General features: G+C 62.9%; 21 protein-coding genes. 10 read left to right on the top strand and 11 right to left on the bottom strand.

Annotation, left to right across the window (positions count from 1 at the left end; genetic code table 11):
- The first annotated feature begins 72 nt into the window (after window positions 1-72).
- Window positions 73-432, top strand: coding sequence for a hypothetical protein (locus V3C33_20450; protein XAS67746.1), 360 nt, complete (start codon window positions 73-75; stop codon window positions 430-432).
- A 79-nt stretch (window positions 433-511) separates the two neighbouring features.
- Here V3C33_20450 and V3C33_20445 read toward each other — a convergent pair whose 3' ends face one another.
- Window positions 512-730 (bottom strand): hypothetical protein, encoded by a 219-nt coding sequence (locus V3C33_20445; protein XAS67745.1) that lies wholly within the window; start codon window positions 728-730, stop codon window positions 512-514.
- Window positions 731-957: 227 nt separating this feature from the next.
- On the opposite strand from V3C33_20445, the gene V3C33_20440 reads away from it, so the two are divergent.
- Together V3C33_20440 and V3C33_20435 are read left to right on the top strand one after the other, a co-directional pair.
- Window positions 958-1695: a GAF and ANTAR domain-containing protein gene (locus tag V3C33_20440; protein ID XAS67744.1), complete on the top strand. Its 738-nt coding sequence runs from the start codon at window positions 958-960 to the stop codon at window positions 1693-1695.
- 81 nt (window positions 1696-1776) lie between these two features.
- The gene (locus tag V3C33_20435) at window positions 1777-2760 is read left to right on the top strand and encodes an aldo/keto reductase (GenBank protein ID XAS67743.1); all 984 of its coding nucleotides are present in this window, start codon (window positions 1777-1779) and stop codon (window positions 2758-2760) included.
- A 19-nt stretch (window positions 2761-2779) separates the two neighbouring features.
- Here the strand turns inward: V3C33_20435 and mmsB are convergent, their stop codons facing one another.
- The 3 genes from mmsB to chvE form a co-directional block, all read right to left on the bottom strand.
- Entirely contained in the window at window positions 2780-4084 is a 1305-nt protein-coding gene (gene mmsB, locus V3C33_20430; GenBank protein XAS67742.1) for a multiple monosaccharide ABC transporter permease, read from the bottom strand.
- A gap of 5 nt (window positions 4085-4089) precedes the next feature.
- Complete coding sequence (gene mmsA / locus V3C33_20425) at window positions 4090-5619, bottom strand: multiple monosaccharide ABC transporter ATP-binding protein (GenBank protein XAS67741.1); 1530 nt, start codon at window positions 5617-5619, stop codon at window positions 4090-4092.
- A 106-nt stretch (window positions 5620-5725) separates the two neighbouring features.
- Complete coding sequence (gene chvE, locus V3C33_20420; protein ID XAS69813.1) at window positions 5726-6844, bottom strand: multiple monosaccharide ABC transporter substrate-binding protein; 1119 nt, start codon at window positions 6842-6844, stop codon at window positions 5726-5728.
- A 377-nt stretch (window positions 6845-7221) separates the two neighbouring features.
- Between chvE and V3C33_20415 the strand changes: the two genes are divergently transcribed.
- On the top strand, window positions 7222-8286 hold the full coding sequence (locus tag V3C33_20415; GenBank protein XAS67740.1) for a LacI family DNA-binding transcriptional regulator: 1065 nt from the start codon (window positions 7222-7224) through the stop codon (window positions 8284-8286).
- 61 nt (window positions 8287-8347) lie between these two features.
- Here V3C33_20415 and V3C33_20410 read toward each other — a convergent pair whose 3' ends face one another.
- From V3C33_20410 to V3C33_20390, 5 genes are all read right to left on the bottom strand, one after another.
- Complete coding sequence (locus V3C33_20410; protein XAS67739.1) at window positions 8348-8689, bottom strand: GNAT family N-acetyltransferase; 342 nt, start codon at window positions 8687-8689, stop codon at window positions 8348-8350.
- Window positions 8686-10104: an acyltransferase gene (locus V3C33_20405; GenBank protein ID XAS67738.1), complete on the bottom strand. Its 1419-nt coding sequence runs from the start codon at window positions 10102-10104 to the stop codon at window positions 8686-8688. Before V3C33_20405 ends, V3C33_20410 begins: the two co-directional genes overlap by 4 nt.
- A gap of 138 nt (window positions 10105-10242) precedes the next feature.
- The gene (locus V3C33_20400; GenBank protein ID XAS67737.1) at window positions 10243-10635 is read right to left on the bottom strand and encodes a DUF1304 domain-containing protein; all 393 of its coding nucleotides are present in this window, start codon (window positions 10633-10635) and stop codon (window positions 10243-10245) included.
- A 72-nt stretch (window positions 10636-10707) separates the two neighbouring features.
- The gene (locus V3C33_20395) at window positions 10708-11610 is read right to left on the bottom strand and encodes an NAD(P)-dependent oxidoreductase (protein XAS67736.1); all 903 of its coding nucleotides are present in this window, start codon (window positions 11608-11610) and stop codon (window positions 10708-10710) included.
- Window positions 11611-11644: 34 nt separating this feature from the next.
- Complete coding sequence (locus V3C33_20390) at window positions 11645-13150, bottom strand: four-carbon acid sugar kinase family protein (GenBank protein ID XAS69812.1); 1506 nt, start codon at window positions 13148-13150, stop codon at window positions 11645-11647.
- 165 nt (window positions 13151-13315) lie between these two features.
- Between V3C33_20390 and V3C33_20385 the strand changes: the two genes are divergently transcribed.
- Window positions 13316-14038 (top strand): FadR/GntR family transcriptional regulator, encoded by a 723-nt coding sequence (locus V3C33_20385; GenBank protein ID XAS67735.1) that lies wholly within the window; start codon window positions 13316-13318, stop codon window positions 14036-14038.
- A gap of 119 nt (window positions 14039-14157) precedes the next feature.
- A complete protein-coding gene (locus tag V3C33_20380) occupies window positions 14158-14529 on the top strand; it encodes a hypothetical protein (protein XAS67734.1) in 372 nt (123 codons plus the stop codon).
- A gap of 45 nt (window positions 14530-14574) precedes the next feature.
- On the opposite strand, the gene V3C33_20375 is transcribed toward V3C33_20380, so the two are convergent.
- Both V3C33_20375 and V3C33_20370 read right to left on the bottom strand, forming a co-directional pair.
- On the bottom strand, window positions 14575-15012 hold the full coding sequence (locus V3C33_20375) for a YbhB/YbcL family Raf kinase inhibitor-like protein (protein XAS67733.1): 438 nt from the start codon (window positions 15010-15012) through the stop codon (window positions 14575-14577).
- A gap of 125 nt (window positions 15013-15137) precedes the next feature.
- Window positions 15138-15506, bottom strand: a complete 369-nt coding sequence (locus V3C33_20370; GenBank protein XAS67732.1) for a cupin domain-containing protein — start codon at window positions 15504-15506, stop codon at window positions 15138-15140.
- A gap of 501 nt (window positions 15507-16007) precedes the next feature.
- Between V3C33_20370 and V3C33_20365 the strand changes: the two genes are divergently transcribed.
- From V3C33_20365 to V3C33_20350, 4 genes are all read left to right on the top strand, one after another.
- The gene (locus V3C33_20365) at window positions 16008-16388 is read left to right on the top strand and encodes a VOC family protein (GenBank protein ID XAS67731.1); all 381 of its coding nucleotides are present in this window, start codon (window positions 16008-16010) and stop codon (window positions 16386-16388) included.
- A 323-nt stretch (window positions 16389-16711) separates the two neighbouring features.
- Window positions 16712-17623, top strand: a complete 912-nt coding sequence (locus V3C33_20360) for a slipin family protein (protein XAS67730.1) — start codon at window positions 16712-16714, stop codon at window positions 17621-17623.
- Between the two features lie 317 nt (window positions 17624-17940).
- Complete coding sequence (locus V3C33_20355; GenBank protein XAS69811.1) at window positions 17941-19038, top strand: IS701 family transposase; 1098 nt, start codon at window positions 17941-17943, stop codon at window positions 19036-19038.
- 270 nt (window positions 19039-19308) lie between these two features.
- The gene (locus V3C33_20350; GenBank protein XAS67729.1) at window positions 19309-19431 is read left to right on the top strand and encodes a hypothetical protein; all 123 of its coding nucleotides are present in this window, start codon (window positions 19309-19311) and stop codon (window positions 19429-19431) included.
- The last annotated feature ends 44 nt before the right edge of the window (window positions 19432-19475 follow it).

Raw genomic sequence — 19475 nt, 5'->3', positions numbered from 1 at the left:
GAAATCGCTCCAGGGGTAGTGTTCTTGGCATCACGTAACGGCGGCTGAGATCAGCAACAATCAGGGGGAACCATGGCGCAGATCGACGGGGACAGGCTGAATTTCCGGGAAGTGGACCAGGACGGAAACCCGGCAGGCGACGGTGCCGTGGGGCAGGCTGATTCTGCGTCGGAGTCAACGCGGACAGCCAGCTTCACAATCAACCCCTTCATCGTGGCGCTGTGGCTCGCCTCGGCAGGACTTATCGTTGCAGGCTTCGGGATGTTCCTTGGTGCACAGAATGCCGCGATGGCCGGGCCGAACAGCAGCGACTCCATGCCCCTGAACTACCTGTGGATGAGTTTCGCGCCGAACGTCCTGCTCGCCGGCGTCCTGACGTCGGCCGGGCTGCTTTTCTGGCACGCAGCGCAGTGGCAGCGCCACGCAAAGTAGCCCTCGGCGTCGTAACCCACCTCCGCGAACGCACAGTTGAGGACCTGAAAACGCCGATTCCGGCGCGGATTCCGAGGCCTCAGCTGCCCCCTCGCGCCCGCCGCAAATCCAGCTCGTCAGCAACCTGCTGGTACAGGGAATGCGCCCCGAAGACTGGGCTCTGAGTGTCCAGGTGGCGGTAGAGCGAGTCAGCCAGCTCGGCCAACGCGTCATCGCTCATGGCACGCGCCGCTGCGGCAGGATCCCGTGTGTCGTCAAGGTTTCGGGCCAGGTAGCGGGCCAGATCCTTCTGGTTCATGACGGGTCCCCCGCCGGGACTGGACGGCCGAAGGCGTCCGGGGTGGCATGTCCGGGGCTGACATCAACACGGGCAGGCACTCGCAGTTTGTGGTTCAAGGCGACTCCAATGAAAGATTCCTTGAGCCGGCTGCACAACTCAGACTGATCGTACGAAATTGATCTCCAGCTCACAAGTCCGCCTGGTTTTTCGGGTTCACATGACGGCCGCGGACCTACACTGGGGGCATGGAAGAGGCCGCCGTTGAACAAACAGTCGCCGAACGGCTGCAGGACCTCGTCATTGACAGCCAGGACGTCAACGCTTTCCTGGCTGATCTCTGTGAATTTTCAGCCGCATCTGTTTCAGCGTCCCTCGGGCAGCAAGTGGTCTGCGCCGTCACGTTGAATCGGCACCGTCGCCGCAGCACGGCCGCCTGGAGCAGCCCGGACGCGCGCACCATGGACGAGATCCAGCATGCCTTCGGTGAAGGGCCGTGCCTCCACGCAATGAAAACCGGGACGACTGTGGTGGTCAGGGACACCCGGACGGATCCACGCTGGCCGGAGTACGGGCAGGCCATTGCGGCGCAGGGCCAGTTCAGCGTTTTGGGCGTCCCGCTCACCCTTGATCAAGGCGCCACTGCGGCCCTGAATGTCTTCGCCACCACGCCCGATGCCTTTGATCCGGCGTCCGTCCAGAGCGCAGAACTCTTAGCAGCGCAGGCGCAGAAAGCCGTGCGCCTGGCAGTCCGGGTGGGCGCCGGGCAGCAGCTGGCCGGCGATTTGCGGGCGGCCATGGAATCCCGGACCGCGATCGATCTGGCGTCCGGAATCATCATGGGCCAGAACCGGTGTTCACAGGACGAGGCAATGACCATCCTGGTCAAGGCCTCGAGCGGCAGGAACAAGAAGCTTCGTGACGTCGCGGAGCAACTGGTGGCGCAGTTCTCGGCCGGGCCGGCCACAACCCATTTTGACGTCTAGAGCCGCCGACGCCGGGGCACCAAACTTCCGCCTTATACGGCTTTTCATCATGGACGCAGCCGGACTGCATATAGTCGAAGGATGGAACAACGCAGACTGGGCAGGACCGGACGGAACGTCTCCACCGTAGGACTTGGGACCTGGCAGCTGGGCGCAGATTGGGGAACTGTGGATCCGGCGGAGGCCAATGCGATCCTGGCTGCCGCCGTGGAATCCGGGGTGACGTTTATGGACACCGCGGACGTCTACGGCGACGGGCGGAGCGAACAAACCATCGGCGCCTTTCTGGCGGCCAATCCGGGCCTGGACATCACCGTCGCCACCAAGATGGGCCGGCGTGTGGAGCAGGCGCCCGAGAACTACACTCTGGCTAATTTCCGGCAGTGGGTGGACCGCTCCCGCCGGAACCTGAAGACGGATACCTTGGACCTGGTGCAGCTGCACTGCCCGCCCACACCCGTGTACAGCAACGGCGAAGTGTACGACGCGTTGGACACCCTCGTGAGCGAAGGCGCGATCCGGAGCTACGGGGTCAGCGTCGAGCGGACGGAGGAAGCCCTGGCCGCCATCGGACGCGGCAGCACAGCCACCGTTCAGATCATTCTCAACGCCTTCCGGCTCAAACCGCTGGACGCCGTGTTGCCGGCGGCAAAAGCGGCAGGCGTCGGCATCATTGCCCGGGTGCCGCTGGCCTCCGGCCTTCTGGCCGGCAAGTATTCCAAGAAGACCACTTTCGCGGACAATGACCACCGCAACTACAACCGGACGGGCTCCGCCTTCGACGTGGGCGAGACCTTCTCCGGGGTGGACTTTGACCGTGGGCTGGAAGCGGTGAAGGAATTCGAGGAGCTGGTCCCGGACGGCGTCACAACCGCCCAGGCCGCCATCGCGTGGATCGTCGCCCAGGACGGCGTCAGTACCGTCATCCCCGGGGCACGGAACGTAGAGCAGGCCCGTTCCAACGCGGTGGCCGCATCCACCGGAACCCTGGGCACCGGCCTCGATGCCGGGGTACGTCATATTTACGACCGGTACTTCCGCGAGGCCGTCCATCCCCGCTGGTAGCCAGGGGCAGGGCAGGCGCCTATGCGCCGGGCCCCGCGGGTGTAGATGCAGGAACGGCGACCGGTTCACCGGTTGTTGGTTTCCCGTTCTGATGTGTGGCCGGCGGCGGGGTGCGGAACTTGAAGCGTTTGCCAAGGCCTCCGCCTCCGCCGCTGCTGCGGTTCTTGTTGAAAATGTCGAAGCCGACGGCCAGAAGCAGCACGAGGCCCTTAATCAGTTGCTGGTAGTCCGTGCCCAGGCCGAGGATGGACATGCCGTTGTTGAGTACTCCCATGATCAAACCACCGATCATGGCTCCGGCGATGGTCCCGATTCCTCCTGTGACGGCGGCCCCGCCGATGAAGGCGGCGGCGATCGAGTCGAGTTCGAAGCCGGTTCCACCGGCGGGCTGGGCGGAATTCAACCGAGCGGTGAAAATGAGCCCTGCCAGCGCAGCAAGAACGCCCATATTGACGAAGATCCTGAACGTGACGGCTTTGGTCTTGATTCCGGAGAGTTCAGCCGCGTGGAGGTTGCCGCCGATGGCATAGGTGTGCCGGCCGAACACGCTGTTGTTCATCAGTGCGGTGTACACAATCACCAGACCGGCAAGAACGATCAGCACGATGGGTGTGCCTCGGTAACTGGCCAGCAGGAACGCGATCGTCAACACCAGCAGGGCCGTGAAAGTGGTCTTAATCGCGAACCAGGCCATCGGCTCGTTCTCCAGATCAAATTTCCGGCGCACCCGCCGCTCCTTCACGGCCTGGAAGACCATGGCCGCTGTGGCAGCGACGCCAAGGATGACGGTCAGCCATTCCAGCGCAGAGTTGCCCCCGGAGATGTCCGGCAGGAACCCACCGCCCAAGGACCGCATTTCATTCGGGAAAGGGGTGATCTGCTGGTTCTTCAGGGTGATCAGGGTAAGTCCGCGGAAGATCAGCATGCCGGCCAGGGTAACGATGAATGCGGGGATCCCGATGTAGGCGATCCAGTAGCCCTGCCAGGCCCCGACGAGCGCTCCCAGAAGCAGGCAGGCCGGGATGGCGAGCCACCACGGCCAGCCCCATTGCACCATCAACACGCCGGAACAGGCGCCGATGAAGCCGGCGACGGAACCAACCGAAAGATCGATGTGCCCGGCGATGATGACCATGACCATGCCGATGGCGAGGATAAGGATGTAGCTGTTTTGAACGACGATGTTTGACACGTTCTGGGGTTCCAGCAGAATCCCGCCGGTCAGCATCTGGAACAGCAGGACAATCAGGATGAGAGCAACGAAGATGCCTACCTGACGGAGGCGGCTTGTGAGGAAGCCCAGAGTTTCTCGTATGGCGGACATGTTCGTCATTCCTTTTCTTGGGTCATGTAGTGCATCAGGATTTCCTGCGAGGCTTCCGCGATCGGCACTTCCCCGGTGATGTGACCTGCGGACAGGGTGTAGATACGGTCGCAGATGCCCAGCAATTCGGGCAGCTCCGAAGAGATGACGATGACTGCTTTCCCCTCGGCCGCCAGCCTGGCAATGATCGTGTAGATCTCAAACTTCGCGCCGACGTCGATCCCGCGCGTGGGTTCGTCGAGGATCAGAACATCCGGATCGGAAAACATCCACTTGCTCAGGACCACTTTCTGCTGGTTTCCGCCGGAGAGTTTGCCGGTTATGGACGCGACGGAAGGCGCCTTGATGTTCATGCTCTTGCGGTAACCGTTGGCGATGACGGTCTCTTCGTTCTTGTTGACCCAGCCGCCCTTTACGAGCTTTTTCAGCCCCGCCATCGAGATGTTGCGTTTGATGTCCTCAATGAGGTTGAGTCCATAAAGTTTCCGGTCCTCTGTGGCGTATGCGATGCCATGCTTGATGGCAGCGTGCACGGTCCGGGTGTCTATTTCCTTGCCGTTCTTGAACACCCTTCCGGAGGTGGCATGACCGTAGGTGCGGCCGAAGACGCTCATGGCCAGTTCCGTTCGGCCGGCACCCATGAGCCCGGCCAGTCCGACCACTTCGCCGGCCCGGACATTGAGGCTGGCGTTGCGAACGACCATGCGGGTGGGGTCCTGAGGGTGCCGGACAGACCAGTCCTCGATCCGCAGGACCTCGTCACCGATCCGCGGTTCCCGGTGCGGATACAGACTTTCCAGATCACGGCCGACCATCCCGCGGATGATCCGTTCCTGCGAGAGCTCGCCCTCGTCAAGCCTCAGGGTTTCGATGGTCTTTCCATCGCGAATTATGGTGACGGCGTCGGCGATCTTCCTTATTTCATTGAGCTTGTGGCTGATGATGATGCTCGTGACGCCCTGGCCTTTGAGATGGCGGATGAGATCAAGCAGGTGCCCGGAGTCTTCGTCGTTGAGCGCGGCCGTCGGTTCGTCCAGAATCAGCAGCTTGACCTTCTTTGAGAGGGCCTTGGCGATTTCAACCAGCTGCTGCTTGCCTACGCTGATGTGTTGGATGGGCGTCACCGGATTTTCGCTCAAGCCCACCCGGGCCAGCAGTTTGGCTGCTTCAAGGTTCGTTTTGCGCCAGTCGACCCAACCGCGGCTGGCCTGTTCATTGCCCAGGTAGATGTTTTCCGCAATCGAAAGATAGGGGCTCAGCGCCAATTCCTGGTGAATGATCACGATTCCGCGTTTTTCGCTGTGGCCTATGTCCGAGAAGTGGCATGGTTCATTCTCAAAAAGAATCTCGCCGTCGAAGCTTCCGTGGGGATAAACGCCTGACAGGACTTTCATCAGGGTTGATTTTCCGGCGCCGTTCTCGCCGCAGATGGCGTGTACCTCTCCCCGGTTCACGTTGAGGGTGACGTCCTGAAGTGCCTTGACACCGGGAAAGGTCTTGGTAATGCCTTGCATTTGAAGAATATGGTTTTGCATCGTCAATTCTCACTGACTCGTCGAGCCTGGACCTCCTGCGGCCGCAGGAGCCTGGGTGATGGGCTGCGACCGGGCTTCCACGCCCGGCCGCAGCCCACAGCATCGGCTACTTGAGATCGCTCTCTTTGTAGTAGCCGGAGTCGGTGAGTTCCTTCTTGTAGTTGTCTTTGGTGATGATCACGGACTTGAGCAGGTACGCAGGGACTACCTTGACCTTGTTGTTGTACGTCTTGCTGTCGTTGACCTCAGGCGTCTGGCCCTTCAGCACGGCGTCGACCATTTTGACCGCCTGGGCACCGAGCAGCCGGGTGTCCTTGAAGATAGTGGAGTACTGCTCACCCGCGGTGATGGATTTGACAGACCCCTTTTCGGCGTCCTGGCCGGTGACGATGGGGAGGTTGCTTTTGGAATAGCCGCCCGCACTGGTGAGTGCCGAGATAATGCCGATGGACAGGCCATCGTAGGGCGACAGCACGCCCTGAAGCTTCGTCCCGGAGCTGTAGGCAGAGGTCAGGATGTCTTCCATCCGCTTCTGTGCAACTGGGGCCTGCCAGCGCAGAATGGCCGCCTGCTCAAACTTTGTCTGGCCGCTTGGAACCTTGAGAGTGCCTGCATCCAGGTACGGCTTGAGGGTGTCCATGGCGCCGGTCCAGAAGAAGTTGGCGTTGTTGTCGTCGGGGCTGCCGGCGAAGAGCTCCACATTGAACGGCCCCTTGCCATCGACTTTCTTGCCACTGGAGTCAACGAGGCCCAGGCCGGTCAGCAGCGAAGTCGCCTGCTGAACCCCTACGGTGTAGTTGTCGAACGTCGTGTAGTAGTCAACATTCGGGGTGCCGTTGATCAGGCGGTCATAAGCGATGATCTTGACGTTCTGTTCCTTTGCCTTGGCGAGGACATCGGTCAGCGTGGTGCCGTCGATGGCGGCGATGATGAGTGCCTTGGCGCCCTTGGTGAGCATGTTTTCGATCTGGGAAACCTGGGTGGGGATATCGTCATTGGCGTACTGAAGGTCAGTTTTGTACCCGAGTTTTGTCAGCGATTCTGAGACATTCTTTCCGTCCGCGATCCAGCGCTCGGATGTCTGCGTCGGCATCGAGATGCCGACGAGGGAGCCGGCGGTATCGGCACCGGCAGACGGGCTTGAAGCGCCTCCACGGCTGCCACAGCCGCTGACGCTCAGGCCGACCGCAAGGACGACGGCGAAGGCGCCCCAAAGTTTTTTCATTCTCACGATAGTTCTCCTTCCGCGGACTTTCGGTCCGCGAACTGGTGCTTTTCACTCTGCGCCTGCGATTGCCGGCGAAAGGCGTACCCGGATCTGACATCCGATGTGGCCGGAGCCGGAGTCAGCAGACTCCGAAGCCATTGGCGTGCTTCTGGACCGGACCTCGGTCTTCAGACCTGCACGGTCCGGACCGTCCCAAGATATGAGGACCGAACGTTTGCCCGCGCAAATTGTTACCGCTAACAACTTCATTCAAATTAGCGTAGACTCCGGTGTGGGTCAAGTCACATCTTTATCATGCAGCCGCCCTCGAGCATCTTCCGGGGCGGCCAGTGCTATGGCCGTTGCACCACCAACTCGTCAGGAGGAGATCAGCCGTGCAGGCAGATTCCGGACAGCGTCGGGCGCCGGTCATGACTGATGTGGCCAGGCTGGCTGGAGTGTCCCATCAAACTGTGTCGCGGGTGATCAACAACCACCCCAACGTAAGCGCGCGAACCCGGCGGCGGGTGGAGACAGCCATCGCTGGCCTGGGATACCGCCGCAACATTGCTGCGCGCGCGCTGGTGACCCGCAAATCGACGACTGTTGGAGTCATCGGGGTCGAATCAGCGCAGTTCGGTCCCGCCAATACCTTGATCGGCGTCCAGAATGCGGCCCGCGCCGCGGGATATTTTGTCAGTGTCGCCGGTCTGGCGTCCCCGACGCTCAACGCAGTCCAGGACGCCGTCGGCCATCTTCTGGATCAGGGCGTAGACGGGATCGTTGTGATCGCTCCGCACGCCGCCGTCTTCGATGAGCTCCTCCTCCTCGACCTGCCGGTGCCGCTCGTAACGATCGGCGATCCGGCATACTCCTCCCTGACCGCCCGGCCATCAGGGCACGCGGTAGTCAGCGTCGGCGTCGACCAGGAGCTCGGGGCCTGGAGAGCCGTGCGGCACCTGATTGAACTCGGCCACGAACAAATCGCCCACCTGGCCGGTCCTCCGGACTGGATCGACGCCACGGCACGACAGGCAGGCTGGCGGCGTGCCCTCCGCGGGGCCAACCTTCCCGTGACGGATCCGTACGAGGGTGATTGGAGTGCCGCCTCGGGGTACCGCCTGGGCCCGAAGATCCTCGCGGCATCCGCAGCCACTGCGGTATTCGTCGCCAACGACCAGATGTCCATCGGGCTGCTGTGCGCACTCCACGAGGCCGCTATCCGGGTCCCTGAAGACGTAAGTGTCGTTGGGTTCGACGATCTGCCCGAGGCCGGATACGCGCTTCCACCGCTGACGACCGTGCGTCAGGACTTCCAGGAACTCGGGCGTCGCTGTATCGCCGTGCTGCTCGAGCGGGTTAACGGCACCGCAGTGCCGGCTCCCCCTCCGGTGCAACCCGAGTTGATCCGTCGTAGCAGCGCGGCCAGGCGGACATCTTCCTCGACGAGGAATCATTGACGGGCGCTTGTTAGCGGCCAGTACCGCGGCCGAGAATCCACTCAATAAGGCGACTGTAGTCCTAGGCTCCGGGCTCGCCCTCGGGCCAGTCGATGCACTGGGTATAGACCTCGTGTTTACGGAGGTACCGGGCGGTAAAGGGGCAATGCGGGATGATCCGCTTGCCGGACGCCACTACGTCATCGAGGGCAAAATGGATCAGCACCTTGGCGAGTCCGTGGCCCCTGAAGGCGTCGTCCGTCTCCGTGTGGATGAAGTCAACGTGACCGGGTTTGTCGATGAATTTCGTGCGCACCGCGAGTGTCCCGCCAACGTGCAGCTCGTAGCGGTGAAGGGCGTCGTTCCGGGTCGTCACAACGTCCGGCGTGAACGTATCCTCAGCTGAAACCATGTTGTCCGTCATGGTTCGACACTGGCACTTAATGGCGTCTCTGGCAATGGCCCGCCGGAATCACCGGCACCTCCGCCGCCCCCGCCGGCGCCGCCGTCCGCCGGAACATCCTCCGGAACGCCGTCCAGACCACCCGCCGGAACACCCGCCGGCGCAGGAATACGGTCCGGTACCCGTCCCAGCAGCAGAACCGCCAGGGCAAAGCAGGCGGTCCCCCCGCCAATCATCGTCAACGTGAGGCCGTTAAAGACGGCGTCCGCCACCGGAACAAAAACGACGACGACGGCAGTCACCACAGCGGCAGCGGGCCGGCTGCGCGTGTGGACAGACGCCGTCGGGCGATCCTCAAGACGCCCGAAAAGTGCCAGCACCGGCAGGAGCAGAACCACCACACCGAGCAGCACCAGCGGCCGCGCCCACCACCATTCGGCGGTGCCGGCGGCTGGCTTGGGGAAATCGGTCAGCAGGAGCAGGCCGGACATTCCCCCGAGCAGCGGTAAGTGCCAGAGGTAAACGGTCATGGACCTGCGGCCGGCACCAGTGACAATGGCCTGTACCCAGCGTGCCGCAGCGACCCAGTTGAGCACCGGCCGGAACAACCGGAGCGCGGCGGTCTGCGACACCCCAAGGAGGAGCAGGCAGAAAGTGGGCGGATTCAGATTCTCCAGCATGTTGCCCGAATACAGGGCGACGCCCGTCACCACCCCCAGCAGGAGATTACTGCCCACGATGAGGCCCACCAACCCGGAACGGTTGAACCGGGCCAGTTGCCCGTCAGCCATCAGGAATCCCAGCTGTTGGACAGCGCACCAGAGGAAGATCAGGTTGGCGTAGGCCAGAAGCGGGAGCGCCCCGCGGAAGCAGTCCACAGCCACCACCAGCACCACCAGTCCGGCGAACGTCAGCCACGGCGCACGGGTGTGGAGGCGGGCCAGCAGCGGAATGTTCAGCTGCGCGGCAAGGTATGTGGCCAGGAACCACAGCGGCATTCCCGCGCCGGTGGCCAGCAGTGCCACCACCTGCGGGTCCACGCCCAGGAGCAGTGCACCCCACAGACCGGTGAACATGGCCGCAAGCAGTGCCGTTGCAGGGCGGATGAGCCGCAGGAGACGGATCTGGGCGAACTCGAATCCGGTGCCGCCACGGGCCTGCAGCCTGCGCCAGGACTGAAGTCCGGTGATGCCACCGGCCACGAAGAAGATGGGCATCACCATAAAGATCCAGATGACCGGCACGAACCAGTCCTGTTCCGCCAGCGTGTTTTCGGTAGTCACAGTACCGTCCGGGTGGAGCACCGGGCTTGTCATCATGCTGTGGCCCACCACCACCAGGGCGAGGCAGAAAAACCGCGCGAGGTCGATCACCAGATCGCGTTGCGGCGCAGGCGCGTGTTCCCCGGGCCCTGACTGCTGCAGTGAACCACCCATTGCGCTCCTTATGAACGCGGCACTGGCGAATATCTCCGTATTGTCCATTGTCCGCCCGGGCAGGTGCAAGAGCTAGGAAGCCCTCCGGTGACTCGGCCAGGGGTCCGGTCGAGGACATCCGGCTGAGATGAGCAGGGGCTAAGCAAGCACCACCGCCAGGATGCCAAGCACGACGGCGAGCAACGGCGTCGTTCCCTGCGTTGCCGCGGCGCGGAGGTACTTCTTTCCGCTGAGTGCCAGCACGGCGGAGGCCAGGAACATTGAGCCGCAGCTGCTGAAGATGAGGGTCCAGCCCACTACTGGCTGGCCGAACGCCACCGCGCAGATGCCGATCAGCGCGCCGACGGCCAGGAACAGGTTGTAGAAGCCCTGGTTGAAGGCGAGCGGTTTGGTGGTGTCGGCTTCGGCCTGGGAAGCCACGCTGAAGCGCTTCCACGTAGCAGGCCGGGTCCAGGTGATGGACTCCATGGTGAAGATGAAAACGTGAAGAAGAGCAGCGATGAGCGCAAAGATCAGGGCGGCCAGAATCATGCTCTGATCCTAGCCTCCCCATTCCGAATTCGCCGGGACTTGGCGGCGTCAGCGAGTAAGCACGGCCAGCGCTTACGCGGCGGTGCGTTTGGTGGGCGCCACTACCTTGATGACGGCGGAATCGTCCGCGGCGGCGAGGCCCCGGGCCTGGCCCAGCAGGAATAGCTGCTCGGCGGCCGCGGCAACGGGTGCGGCCAGGCCGGCTGCTCGGGTTGCCTTGCCCACGATTCCCATGTCCTTGACGAAGATGTCCAGGCGGCTGAGGACCTCGGCGCCTTCCTCGGTGTAGGCCTCGAGGATGCGCGGGCCGCGGTTGGAGAGCATGAACGAACCGGCGGCACCGGCTTCGAGTGCCGCGAGGGTCTTGGCCTGGTCCAGTCCGAGGGCGTCGGCGAGGGCCATGGCCTCGGCGGCTGCGGCGATGTGCACTCCGCAAAGCAGCTGGTTGACGGTTTTGAGCGCCTGGCCGTCGCCGGGCTTGTCGCCCACGATGGACAGCGTGGAGGCCAGCAGTTCCAATACCGGGCGGGCGGTTTCCTGCGCGGAGGGCGATGCGCCGACGACGATCAGGAGGTCGCCTTCGCCGGCCCGCTTGGGGCCGCCGGACAACGGGGCGTCAACGAGCTCGACGCCGAACTCGGCGAGGCGGGCGACGGTGGCCGGGATGGCTTCGGTGCCTACGGTGCTGGTGAGGATGACGACGGCGCCCGGCTTCAGCACTGTGGCCACGCCGTTCCCGCCGAAGAGGACGTCGTGGAGCTGCTCGCCGTTGCGGACGGCCAGGAGCAGCGCATCGGTGTCCTGGACGGCTTCGCGGGCGGAGGCGAAGGTACGGACGCCGGCCTCGTCAGCGAGCTTGAGGCGCGGCTCGGCGATGTCGAAGCCATGGACGGTCAGTTGGGTGGCCAGGCGGGTGGCCATGGGCAGGCCCATGGCGCCGAGGCCCAGAACGGTGACTTTGTAGTTTGCAGTCATGGTTTCTCCGTTGAATACAGTGTCTTGAGACGGTTCAGAAGGTGTTGCTGAGCTTGCGGGTGACCTGGGCCAGGGACTCGTCGTCGCCCACGTTGCCGGCGAAAACGATGAACGGGATGCCCTTGGCGGGGCCGTCCACCGGCTCCCACAGGCTGACGATGCCCGGGAGCATGGGCCCCCGGACAATGGCATGGCGGATGTCCAGGCCGTGCGCCGCCACGTCCGAGGACGTGATGCCGCCCTTGGCGATGACAAAACGCGGAGGGAAGGTTTTGAGCGTCCGATTCACGACGGCGACGACGGCGGCGGACACCGTGCGTGCGATCCGCAGGCTTTCGGCGGGGTCATCGGTCTTGATGAGCAGACGGCTGGTGTGGACGATGACGTCGCCGGTGTGGAGAGCGCCAACTACCGTTTCGACAGTCTGGTCGAGGTAGCTGTCCGCGCCGTCCGCGAGGAGCTGTCCGACGTCGATCTCCACAATGCGCGCTGCGCTGTGCTGTTCGGTGAGCGCCTTGAGCTGGCGGGTGGTGACGCCGACGTGCGAGCCGACGACTATCAGGCCGCCGGCTTCCGATGGCGTATTGCCGGCGTAGGCTTCCTCGCCGCTGAGCTCGGAACGGATCGCCTGGCCGATGCGGGCACGGACGAACGGCGGACCCACGCGGTAGAGCAGTTTTTTGCCGCGGCGTTCGGCTTCCTCCAGGCCCAGGGCGAGGGCGCGGAGATCGTTTTCGGTGACGATATCCACCACGATCGGGGTGGATGCCGTGGCCGGCTCTATGGCGTCGGCAATGGCCTCGGCGGAAACCTGAGGGTCCGAGGACGGGCCGCCCGCACGGATGATGTTCAAGTCCAGGACAATCACGGAGTCAGCAGCAAATCGTCCCTGCGACTTCTCCTCCACATACTTGGCCAGCTCGGAGGTGGCGAAGCCGAAGCTGGCGTCCTTGGCGAACTCCGTCTCGGCCACCGGGGTGAGGTGACCGGCGTCGTCACCTGTTCCTCGCATGTAGTGCACGCCACCGATGGTTACGCGGCCGGCGTCCGGAAACGCCGGGACGATCACGACGCCGTCAGTCGCCTCGCCGCTGACATCGGCAACCGTAGCGGCAATAACGTCGGGCTCCAGGGGGTAGTGGCCGCGGAGGGTGGAGTCGCTGCGGCTGACGAAACTGAGGCGCAGCCTGGATTCTCCTGCGTCAGACGCCGCAGCGGCCGTCAGTGCGCTGCAGACGATTTCCTCGTTGCGGGCGGCTGCTTCGGCCGGATCCAGGCTGCGCGTGTTGGTCAGGACGTACACGGCGGCGGAGCGCCGGCCGTCAATCTCGTGGCCGAACGCCCAGCTGAAGTCCTCAACGTCCCAGCGGGTGAGCACGGGAAGATTGGAAACCGACTGCGTTCCGGTGGGGTCGTCGTCGAGCACTACCAGCACGCGGGGCGACGACGAGGAAGACGCCGCGACAGCGTGAGCAACCAGCTGAGCCGGAATCTGGACTTCCGCCGGAAAGGCGGCCAGAACATCTGCTTCAAGGGGCAATGCTTGAGTCGTCACTGGGCACTCCATCGTGTAGGAAATCGCTGGTGCGAATCGTATTTGTAAGATGTCTGACATCTAACATTTGATGCTAGTGTGGCATACGGCACAGGGACGCGCAACTAGACTTGTCAGACAAATGTGCCCGTCACACTGAATCGGGGGAGAATGGCACGGAAATCACTGGTCGAAGAAGTGGCTGATGAGCTTCTGGACCGCATCATTGCGGGCGAATTTCTGCCCGGCTCCAGCGTCCCGGGCGAGCTGGAGCTCAGTGCCAAGCACGAGGTCAGCCGCATGACGGTGCGCGAGGCCATGAAAACCCTTGAAGCGCAACGCATCCTCAGCGTGGAGCGCGGCCGCGGCACCTTTGTGAACCCGCTTAACAGGTGGGCGTCCCTTGAAGCGGTGCTGCGCGCGGCGTCGGAGGGGAAGAACGAGGCCGCGGCGTCTGTTCAGCTCATTGAGCTGCGCAGGATGCTGGAGTCCGGCGCCTGTGAACTTGCAGCGGTGCGCATTAACGATGCTGACGTGCAAACCCTCCATGACCAGGTGGCGGCAATGCGGACCGCCCATGAGGTCAACGATGTGGCCGCTTTTGTGGAAGCGGACCTGGGCTTCCATGATCTGATCCTGCATGCTTCGGAAAACGTCTTCGTGTCGGTGCTCTTTGAACCGCTGCACCGGGTGCTGGAAAAACGGCGCACCGAGACTTCGGAAGTCCGGCAGATCCAGGAACACGCGATCGGCCACCACCAGAACATTGTGAACGCCCTGGAATCCCGAGACCCCATACGGTCCCGTGAAGCAATGGATGCGCACATGCAGCAGACCCTGGATGACCTGAAAAGTTTCGTCCTGGAAGAACGGCAGTCCGCCGTGGGCGGGTGACGCCCCATATGCCTCACCGGCGAGTACACTCGGCCGAATAAGATCTCTAGAACGGGACCACGGTCAACGGCGGGGGCGCTATGAATCGAACCGGTACTGCCACTATTGGAGCGCTGCTTTTGGCCTGCATTGCACTCGCCTCCTGTGTCCAGCCAGAGGGACACACCTCCGAGGGCACTGCTGTTCCGTCCGGGGCCCCTGTCGATGCGGCCGTCCAGCAACGCGTCAAGAACGGGTGCGTAGACCAGCTCGAGGCGCAGGCCGCCGCCGCAACTCCTGCGCCCGGTCTGCTGCACCCACAAAAAGCCTCCCTCGCAAGAGTTGCATTTCTCGGAGACGCCAGGCAGATCGAGCTCCCCGGAGGCGCCACTGGCTACGAACTCGGCATCGAATTCGTCTACAAGCTGGGGCACGACGATCCGCGGACCGGCAAAAAACTATGCAGGATAAATCTTGTCGACTCAAGCGTGGAATGGAAATCCCTGAAGTAAGGCCTGATGAACGCCACCCTCTATTTTGCGGCGCCCTGAGCACGATCACGCCTTCGTGAACGTTCCGAGCAACGTGGCGGCGGCGAGGACGTCGCCCTCGGTGGCCTGAACGAAGCGGTCGAGCGTCGCCTTCGCCGGGAGGTCAAGCGTTTCCACGCCCAGTGCATAGAGCGTGAATTCATACTCGTGTGTTCCGGAAGGGGGAAAAGGGCCCGCGTACGCTTCGACCTCTCGGCCGCCGCCCAGCAGGCCCCGTCCGGCTGCTCCTTTTGCCAACATGGTGACGTCAGCGCCGATGTCGACCACCAGCCAGTGAACGTATTTTCTCGCCACCGGGTGGTTGTCAACCAGGCTCAGGGCGAAGGACTTCGTTTGGCGGGGCACACCTTCCCAAAAGAGTTGCGGCGAGACATTCTCTATCTTCTTGCCGTACCGCTGAGGGATCTCTTGTCCGTAGTCGAATGACGTCGAGAGGAGTTCCACGTTGTGCCTCAATTCTCGTACCGAAGCTGCTCGGAACCGTGCTCAAATTCGTCGGTACCGTGTTCCCGGTTCTCCCGCTCCAGATCCTTGATCCGGACCTCCCGTCGACGGCCAGGAATTATCCGCTACGCCTGGCGCTTGGCGTAGTCGGCCAGGCCCTGCCAGTCGATGACGACGCATGACTCGTCCCCCAGTATCCACGCGTCGTGGCCTGGCGGGACAACCATATAGTCCCCGGGCCCGAACTCCTGTTCTTCGCCGTCGTCCATGACGACCTTCATGCGCCCGGACATGACATAGCCCATGTGTGAGGCCTGACAGCTGTCCGTCTTGGCGATCGGCTTGACGTGTTTGGACCACTTCCAACCTGATTCGAAAACGGCCCTCCCCACGGCGCCGGCCTCAAGATTGACGAGGTCGACTTTCCCCATCCCTTCCTCAAACGGCCGGGTTTCTTCGGGTTCATTCAGGCTCTTGCGGATCATGGCGGTCATGACGGACTCCTTTGCATCGTTGCTTGGATACCCTCACTATGGCAGCGGGCCGTTGGCTCGTCAACGAATCCCCCAATTGAGGTCAAACGCCGGAAATCAGCGGCAACCATCCATCGCGCAGAAGGCAACAAGATCCCCAACGAGCCCTGTTCCGCTCAGCCTTCGCAGCCATGAAGACCCATGAACCAGGGCCTACTGCGACCGGAAACGAGCCGAAGGCAAACGGCATCAGCACCGTTTCTTGTTGGTCGCCGTGCAACGCCCGACCGGGTTCCGCCCTGCCTCTATCCGTGGATGCCACTCTATGTCCATAATGGCGGCATGAACGCTGTGGAGACTCTCGAGCCGGCCGTCGCTGACCGGCACCGAAGAGCTCCCCTGTGGCCGCCCCGGCGCGTCGCCGAAAAGCGGCGACCGGCCCCCGAAAATGAGCGGGTAAATCCGCCCGCGGGGACCGGATTCGAGAGTACCGCCATCACTGCATAGAAGGAGAAAATCAGCATGCTGAAGGAACTTGACATCATCGCAGTCCTCCCCGCGAAGGACATGGCCAGGGCGAGAGCTTTCTATAGAGACGTGCTTGGACTCGAACCCACGGACGCCATGGACGAGGAAAACCTGCTCTACCGCAGCGGGAACGGAACGTCCTTCCTGCTCTACAAGACCGACAATGCGGGCACCGCGAAAAACACCCAGATGGGCTGGGGGACCGACAACATCGAGGGCGAGGTCGAGGATCTGCGGGGCCGCGGCGTCGTCTTCGAGGAGTACGACTTCCCGGGCCTGAAGACTGAGAACGGTATCGCGGCGACCCCGGTGGGGAAGGCTGCCTGGTTCATCGATAGCGAGGGCAACATTCTCAACATCTTCCAGCGCCTGTAGCCGTACCGCCCCGCGTCCATCGCACAGTTGAGGCCCTAGTCAAACCAGGCTTGGGTTCTAGCGGTCGTTGCAACACCCGGACTTTGGGCGTTGCAACGACCGTGTCGCGTTAACGCACATCGCGATCAGCCGGTGGCGAGCTCACATGGTGGTTACGAGACGCGCCTTGATCCGAAGCGTTGCGGACGTGGCCACCCGGCATGGCTGCGGACGGATCCGGGGCGCAATTCCACGGACTGATGGGACAATAAGACTAAGGACCCTGCCCCAGTGCCGGACACGCACCGGCGGATCCAGCTCACAAAACCAAGGAGGGGATCCCGATGGACCCCACCAGCATCATCGTCGTGATTATCCTCGTGGTGCTGCTGCTCATAGCGGCGAAGATGTCCATCCGGATCGTGCGGCAGTACGAGCAAGGCGTACTCTTCCGGCTAGGCAGGGTCATCGGGGTCAGAATGCCGGGGCTGAGGCTGATCATCCCGGTCATTGACCATTTGCCCCTGGTCAGCCTTCGAATTGTGACCATGCCGATCCAGTCGCAGGGCATCATCACCCAGGACAACGTGAGCGTCGATGTTTCCGCCGTGGCCTACTACCGGGTCGTCGACGCCGTGAAATCCGTCGTCGCCATCGAAAACGTCGAAGCTGCGATCAACCAGATCGCACAGACCACGCTCCGCAAAGTCGTCGGTCGCCACACCCTGGACCAGACCCTGTCCGAGACCGAGCGGATCAACGTCGACATCCGCGAAATCCTCGACGTCCTCACCGTCGAATGGGGTGTCGAAGTCACCCTGGTGGAGCTCAAGGACATCCAGCTGCCCCAGACCATGAAGCGTGCCATGGCACGCCAAGCCGAAGCAGAGCGCGAGAAGAGGGCGAAGATCATCGCTGCCGAAGGCGAAGCCATCGCAGCGGCCGCCCTCGGAGACGCCTCAGACACCATGATGGCCCATCCCCTGGCCCTGCAGCTTCGCGACCTGCAGTCCCTCGTCGAAATCGGTGTTGACAAGAACACCACCGTCGTCTTCCCCGCCCCCATGATGAGCACCATAGGAGAACTCTCCGCGTTCCTCGCCCGCGAAAACCAGGCCGCGGCAAACTCCAACGACAAAACACCGGTCAGGGCTGCGGAACCGCCGGCAACACCCGTGGACAACCGGCGCCCGCCCTCCCCTTCCCACCGGACAGGCCCGCGTTCCCCCGTACGAGGAATGACAGGCGGATCGTAACCTGCCTGACGGGTCACCTGTCTATGTCAGTCCCATTCAGGACCACTGTGACGGCTTCCGCCGGGTCCACTTTGTGAACTCTGAGTAGCCGGTTTGTTGGGCACGAATGTTAGCCGGTCTGGCCGTGTTTCGGAGACAGTCCATGACGACGCAACTTGTGCGGCACAGAACGCGCGGCCCTAGTACTACAGTCGTGTTTAATTTCGGTCCCGTCGGCGTTTTAATCGGATTTCCCGCCGTGGACCTGTTAATCGTTGGTGGTGAGTGATGATATCTGTGTGGCGGATGTAGAAAAATGGGCTGAGGGTCTCGATGAAATCGGTGAACTGATCGGGCGCCGCTTTGTCCGTTCCGAACCACGGGACAATGCCATGGCGTACGTGCGCGGACTGCTTTCGGATGAGGAACGGAAGAACTCCTGGACCCTGTCTGAACGTGCCGGGCACGGCACCCCGGACGGCATGCAGCGACTGCTCTCCATCACCGACTGGGATCCGGAAGCCGTGCGTGATGACCTGTTCAGCTACGTCAACCGCCATCTGGGCGACCCCGACGGGGTGCTGATCATTGACGAGACCGGATTCTTGAAGAAAGGCACCGCTTCGGCCGGGGTCGCACGCCAGTATTCAGGCACCGCGGGACGGGTGGAGAACTGCCAGATCGGGGTGTTCCTGACGTACTCCGCCCCGGCCGGGCGCACCCTGTTGGACCGGGAACTTTACCTTCCCAAGGTCTGGGCCGATGACCGGGAGAGGTGCGCCCGGGCCGGCATCCCCGAAGCCAGGGAATTCGCCACGAAACCGGTGCTGGCCGCGGACATGATCGACCGTGCCCTGGAGGCCGGGATCCCGGCCCGTTGGACCACCGGAGACGCGGTCTACGGGCAGCACACGGGGTTGCGCCGCCGCCTGGAAGCCAAGGGCCTGCACTACGTGCTGGCCGTTCCCATGAACCAAAACATCATCGCCCCCACAGCCGGGCTGGGCGAACAATGGCGCGCCGATAAACTCATTGCCTCCCTGCGCGGCACTGCCTGGCGGACCCGGACCGCCGGGGCCGGAACCAAGGGCGACCGGCGGTATTCCTGGGCACGGACCCGCATCAACGGACCCGCCGAAACCGGGGAACACTGGCTGCTGGCCCGCCGGTCCCTGAAGGACCCCACCGACCTGGCCTACTACATCTGCCACGGCCCAAACCGGGTCTCGCTGGCCGAGCTGGTCAGGATCGCCGGCGCCCGCTGGGCGATCGAGGAAACCTTCCAGACCTCCAAGGGCGAAACGGGGTTGGACCACTACCAGGTACGGCAATACGCCGGCTGGTACCGGCACATCACCCTCTCCATGTTCGCCCACGCCTTCCTGACCGTGATCCGCTCTAAAAAAGAGGCCCTGCCGCCGGGGACGGGGAACTGATCCGGCTCTCCTTGCCGGAGATCAGGCGCCTGCTGGTCCGGCTGATCTGGTACCGGACACTTCACCCGGACCGGATCCTGGGGCATTCGATCTGGCGGCGGAAACATCAGCAGCGTGCACGATACTGCCATTACGAGGCCCGCGGGCACACCCCATAAACGCGACTGTAGTACTAGGACGGCTTGAACGGTACCCACCTGCGGGCCTTGGTCCCATCAATGTCAGGTCAAGTTCAGGAAGGCCGGGATGGGTCAAGAGTGAAGTTGAGTTATGGACCAGGACCTCGACGAAGATCCCGAGCCGCTCGCGAACCCACAGAAGGCCACCAACCGCGCCATCCGCCAGCTCCAGAGCCTTGGCTACAGCGTCACCATCGCCCCAGCCAATGCCTGACGTCGCCTCATACTCCCGTATTAGATCCGAAGGGCCCCCTTGTG

The sequence above is a fragment of the Micrococcaceae bacterium Sec5.7 genome, from assembly GCA_039636785.1.
Classification (GTDB): Bacteria; Actinomycetota; Actinomycetes; order Actinomycetales; family Micrococcaceae; genus Arthrobacter.
This window is presented reverse-complemented; position numbering and strand designations above follow the sequence as displayed.

What these genes read in the sequence shown, in the direction of transcription:
- V3C33_20450 (XAS67746.1), top strand. Translation starts at nt 73, where the DNA reads ATGGCGCAGATCGACGGGGACAGGCTGAATTTCCGGGAAGTGGACCAG.
- V3C33_20445 (XAS67745.1), bottom strand. Translation starts at nt 730, where the DNA reads ATGAACCAGAAGGATCTGGCCCGCTACCTGGCCCGAAACCTTGACGAC.
- V3C33_20440 (XAS67744.1), top strand. Translation starts at nt 958, where the DNA reads ATGGAAGAGGCCGCCGTTGAACAAACAGTCGCCGAACGGCTGCAGGAC.
- V3C33_20435 (XAS67743.1), top strand. Translation starts at nt 1,777, where the DNA reads ATGGAACAACGCAGACTGGGCAGGACCGGACGGAACGTCTCCACCGTA.
- mmsB (XAS67742.1), bottom strand. Translation starts at nt 4,084, where the DNA reads ATGTCCGCCATACGAGAAACTCTGGGCTTCCTCACAAGCCGCCTCCGT.
- mmsA (XAS67741.1), bottom strand. Translation starts at nt 5,619, where the DNA reads ATGCAAAACCATATTCTTCAAATGCAAGGCATTACCAAGACCTTTCCC.
- chvE (XAS69813.1), bottom strand. Translation starts at nt 6,844, where the DNA reads ATGAAAAAACTTTGGGGCGCCTTCGCCGTCGTCCTTGCGGTCGGCCTG.
- V3C33_20410 (XAS67739.1), bottom strand. Translation starts at nt 8,689, where the DNA reads ATGACGGACAACATGGTTTCAGCTGAGGATACGTTCACGCCGGACGTT.
- V3C33_20405 (XAS67738.1), bottom strand. Translation starts at nt 10,104, where the DNA reads ATGGGTGGTTCACTGCAGCAGTCAGGGCCCGGGGAACACGCGCCTGCG.
- V3C33_20400 (XAS67737.1), bottom strand. Translation starts at nt 10,635, where the DNA reads ATGATTCTGGCCGCCCTGATCTTTGCGCTCATCGCTGCTCTTCTTCAC.
- V3C33_20395 (XAS67736.1), bottom strand. Translation starts at nt 11,610, where the DNA reads ATGACTGCAAACTACAAAGTCACCGTTCTGGGCCTCGGCGCCATGGGC.
- V3C33_20385 (XAS67735.1), top strand. Translation starts at nt 13,316, where the DNA reads ATGGCACGGAAATCACTGGTCGAAGAAGTGGCTGATGAGCTTCTGGAC.
- V3C33_20370 (XAS67732.1), bottom strand. Translation starts at nt 15,506, where the DNA reads ATGACCGCCATGATCCGCAAGAGCCTGAATGAACCCGAAGAAACCCGG.
- V3C33_20365 (XAS67731.1), top strand. Translation starts at nt 16,008, where the DNA reads ATGCTGAAGGAACTTGACATCATCGCAGTCCTCCCCGCGAAGGACATG.
- V3C33_20360 (XAS67730.1), top strand. Translation starts at nt 16,712, where the DNA reads ATGGACCCCACCAGCATCATCGTCGTGATTATCCTCGTGGTGCTGCTG.
- V3C33_20350 (XAS67729.1), top strand. Translation starts at nt 19,309, where the DNA reads ATGGACCAGGACCTCGACGAAGATCCCGAGCCGCTCGCGAACCCACAG.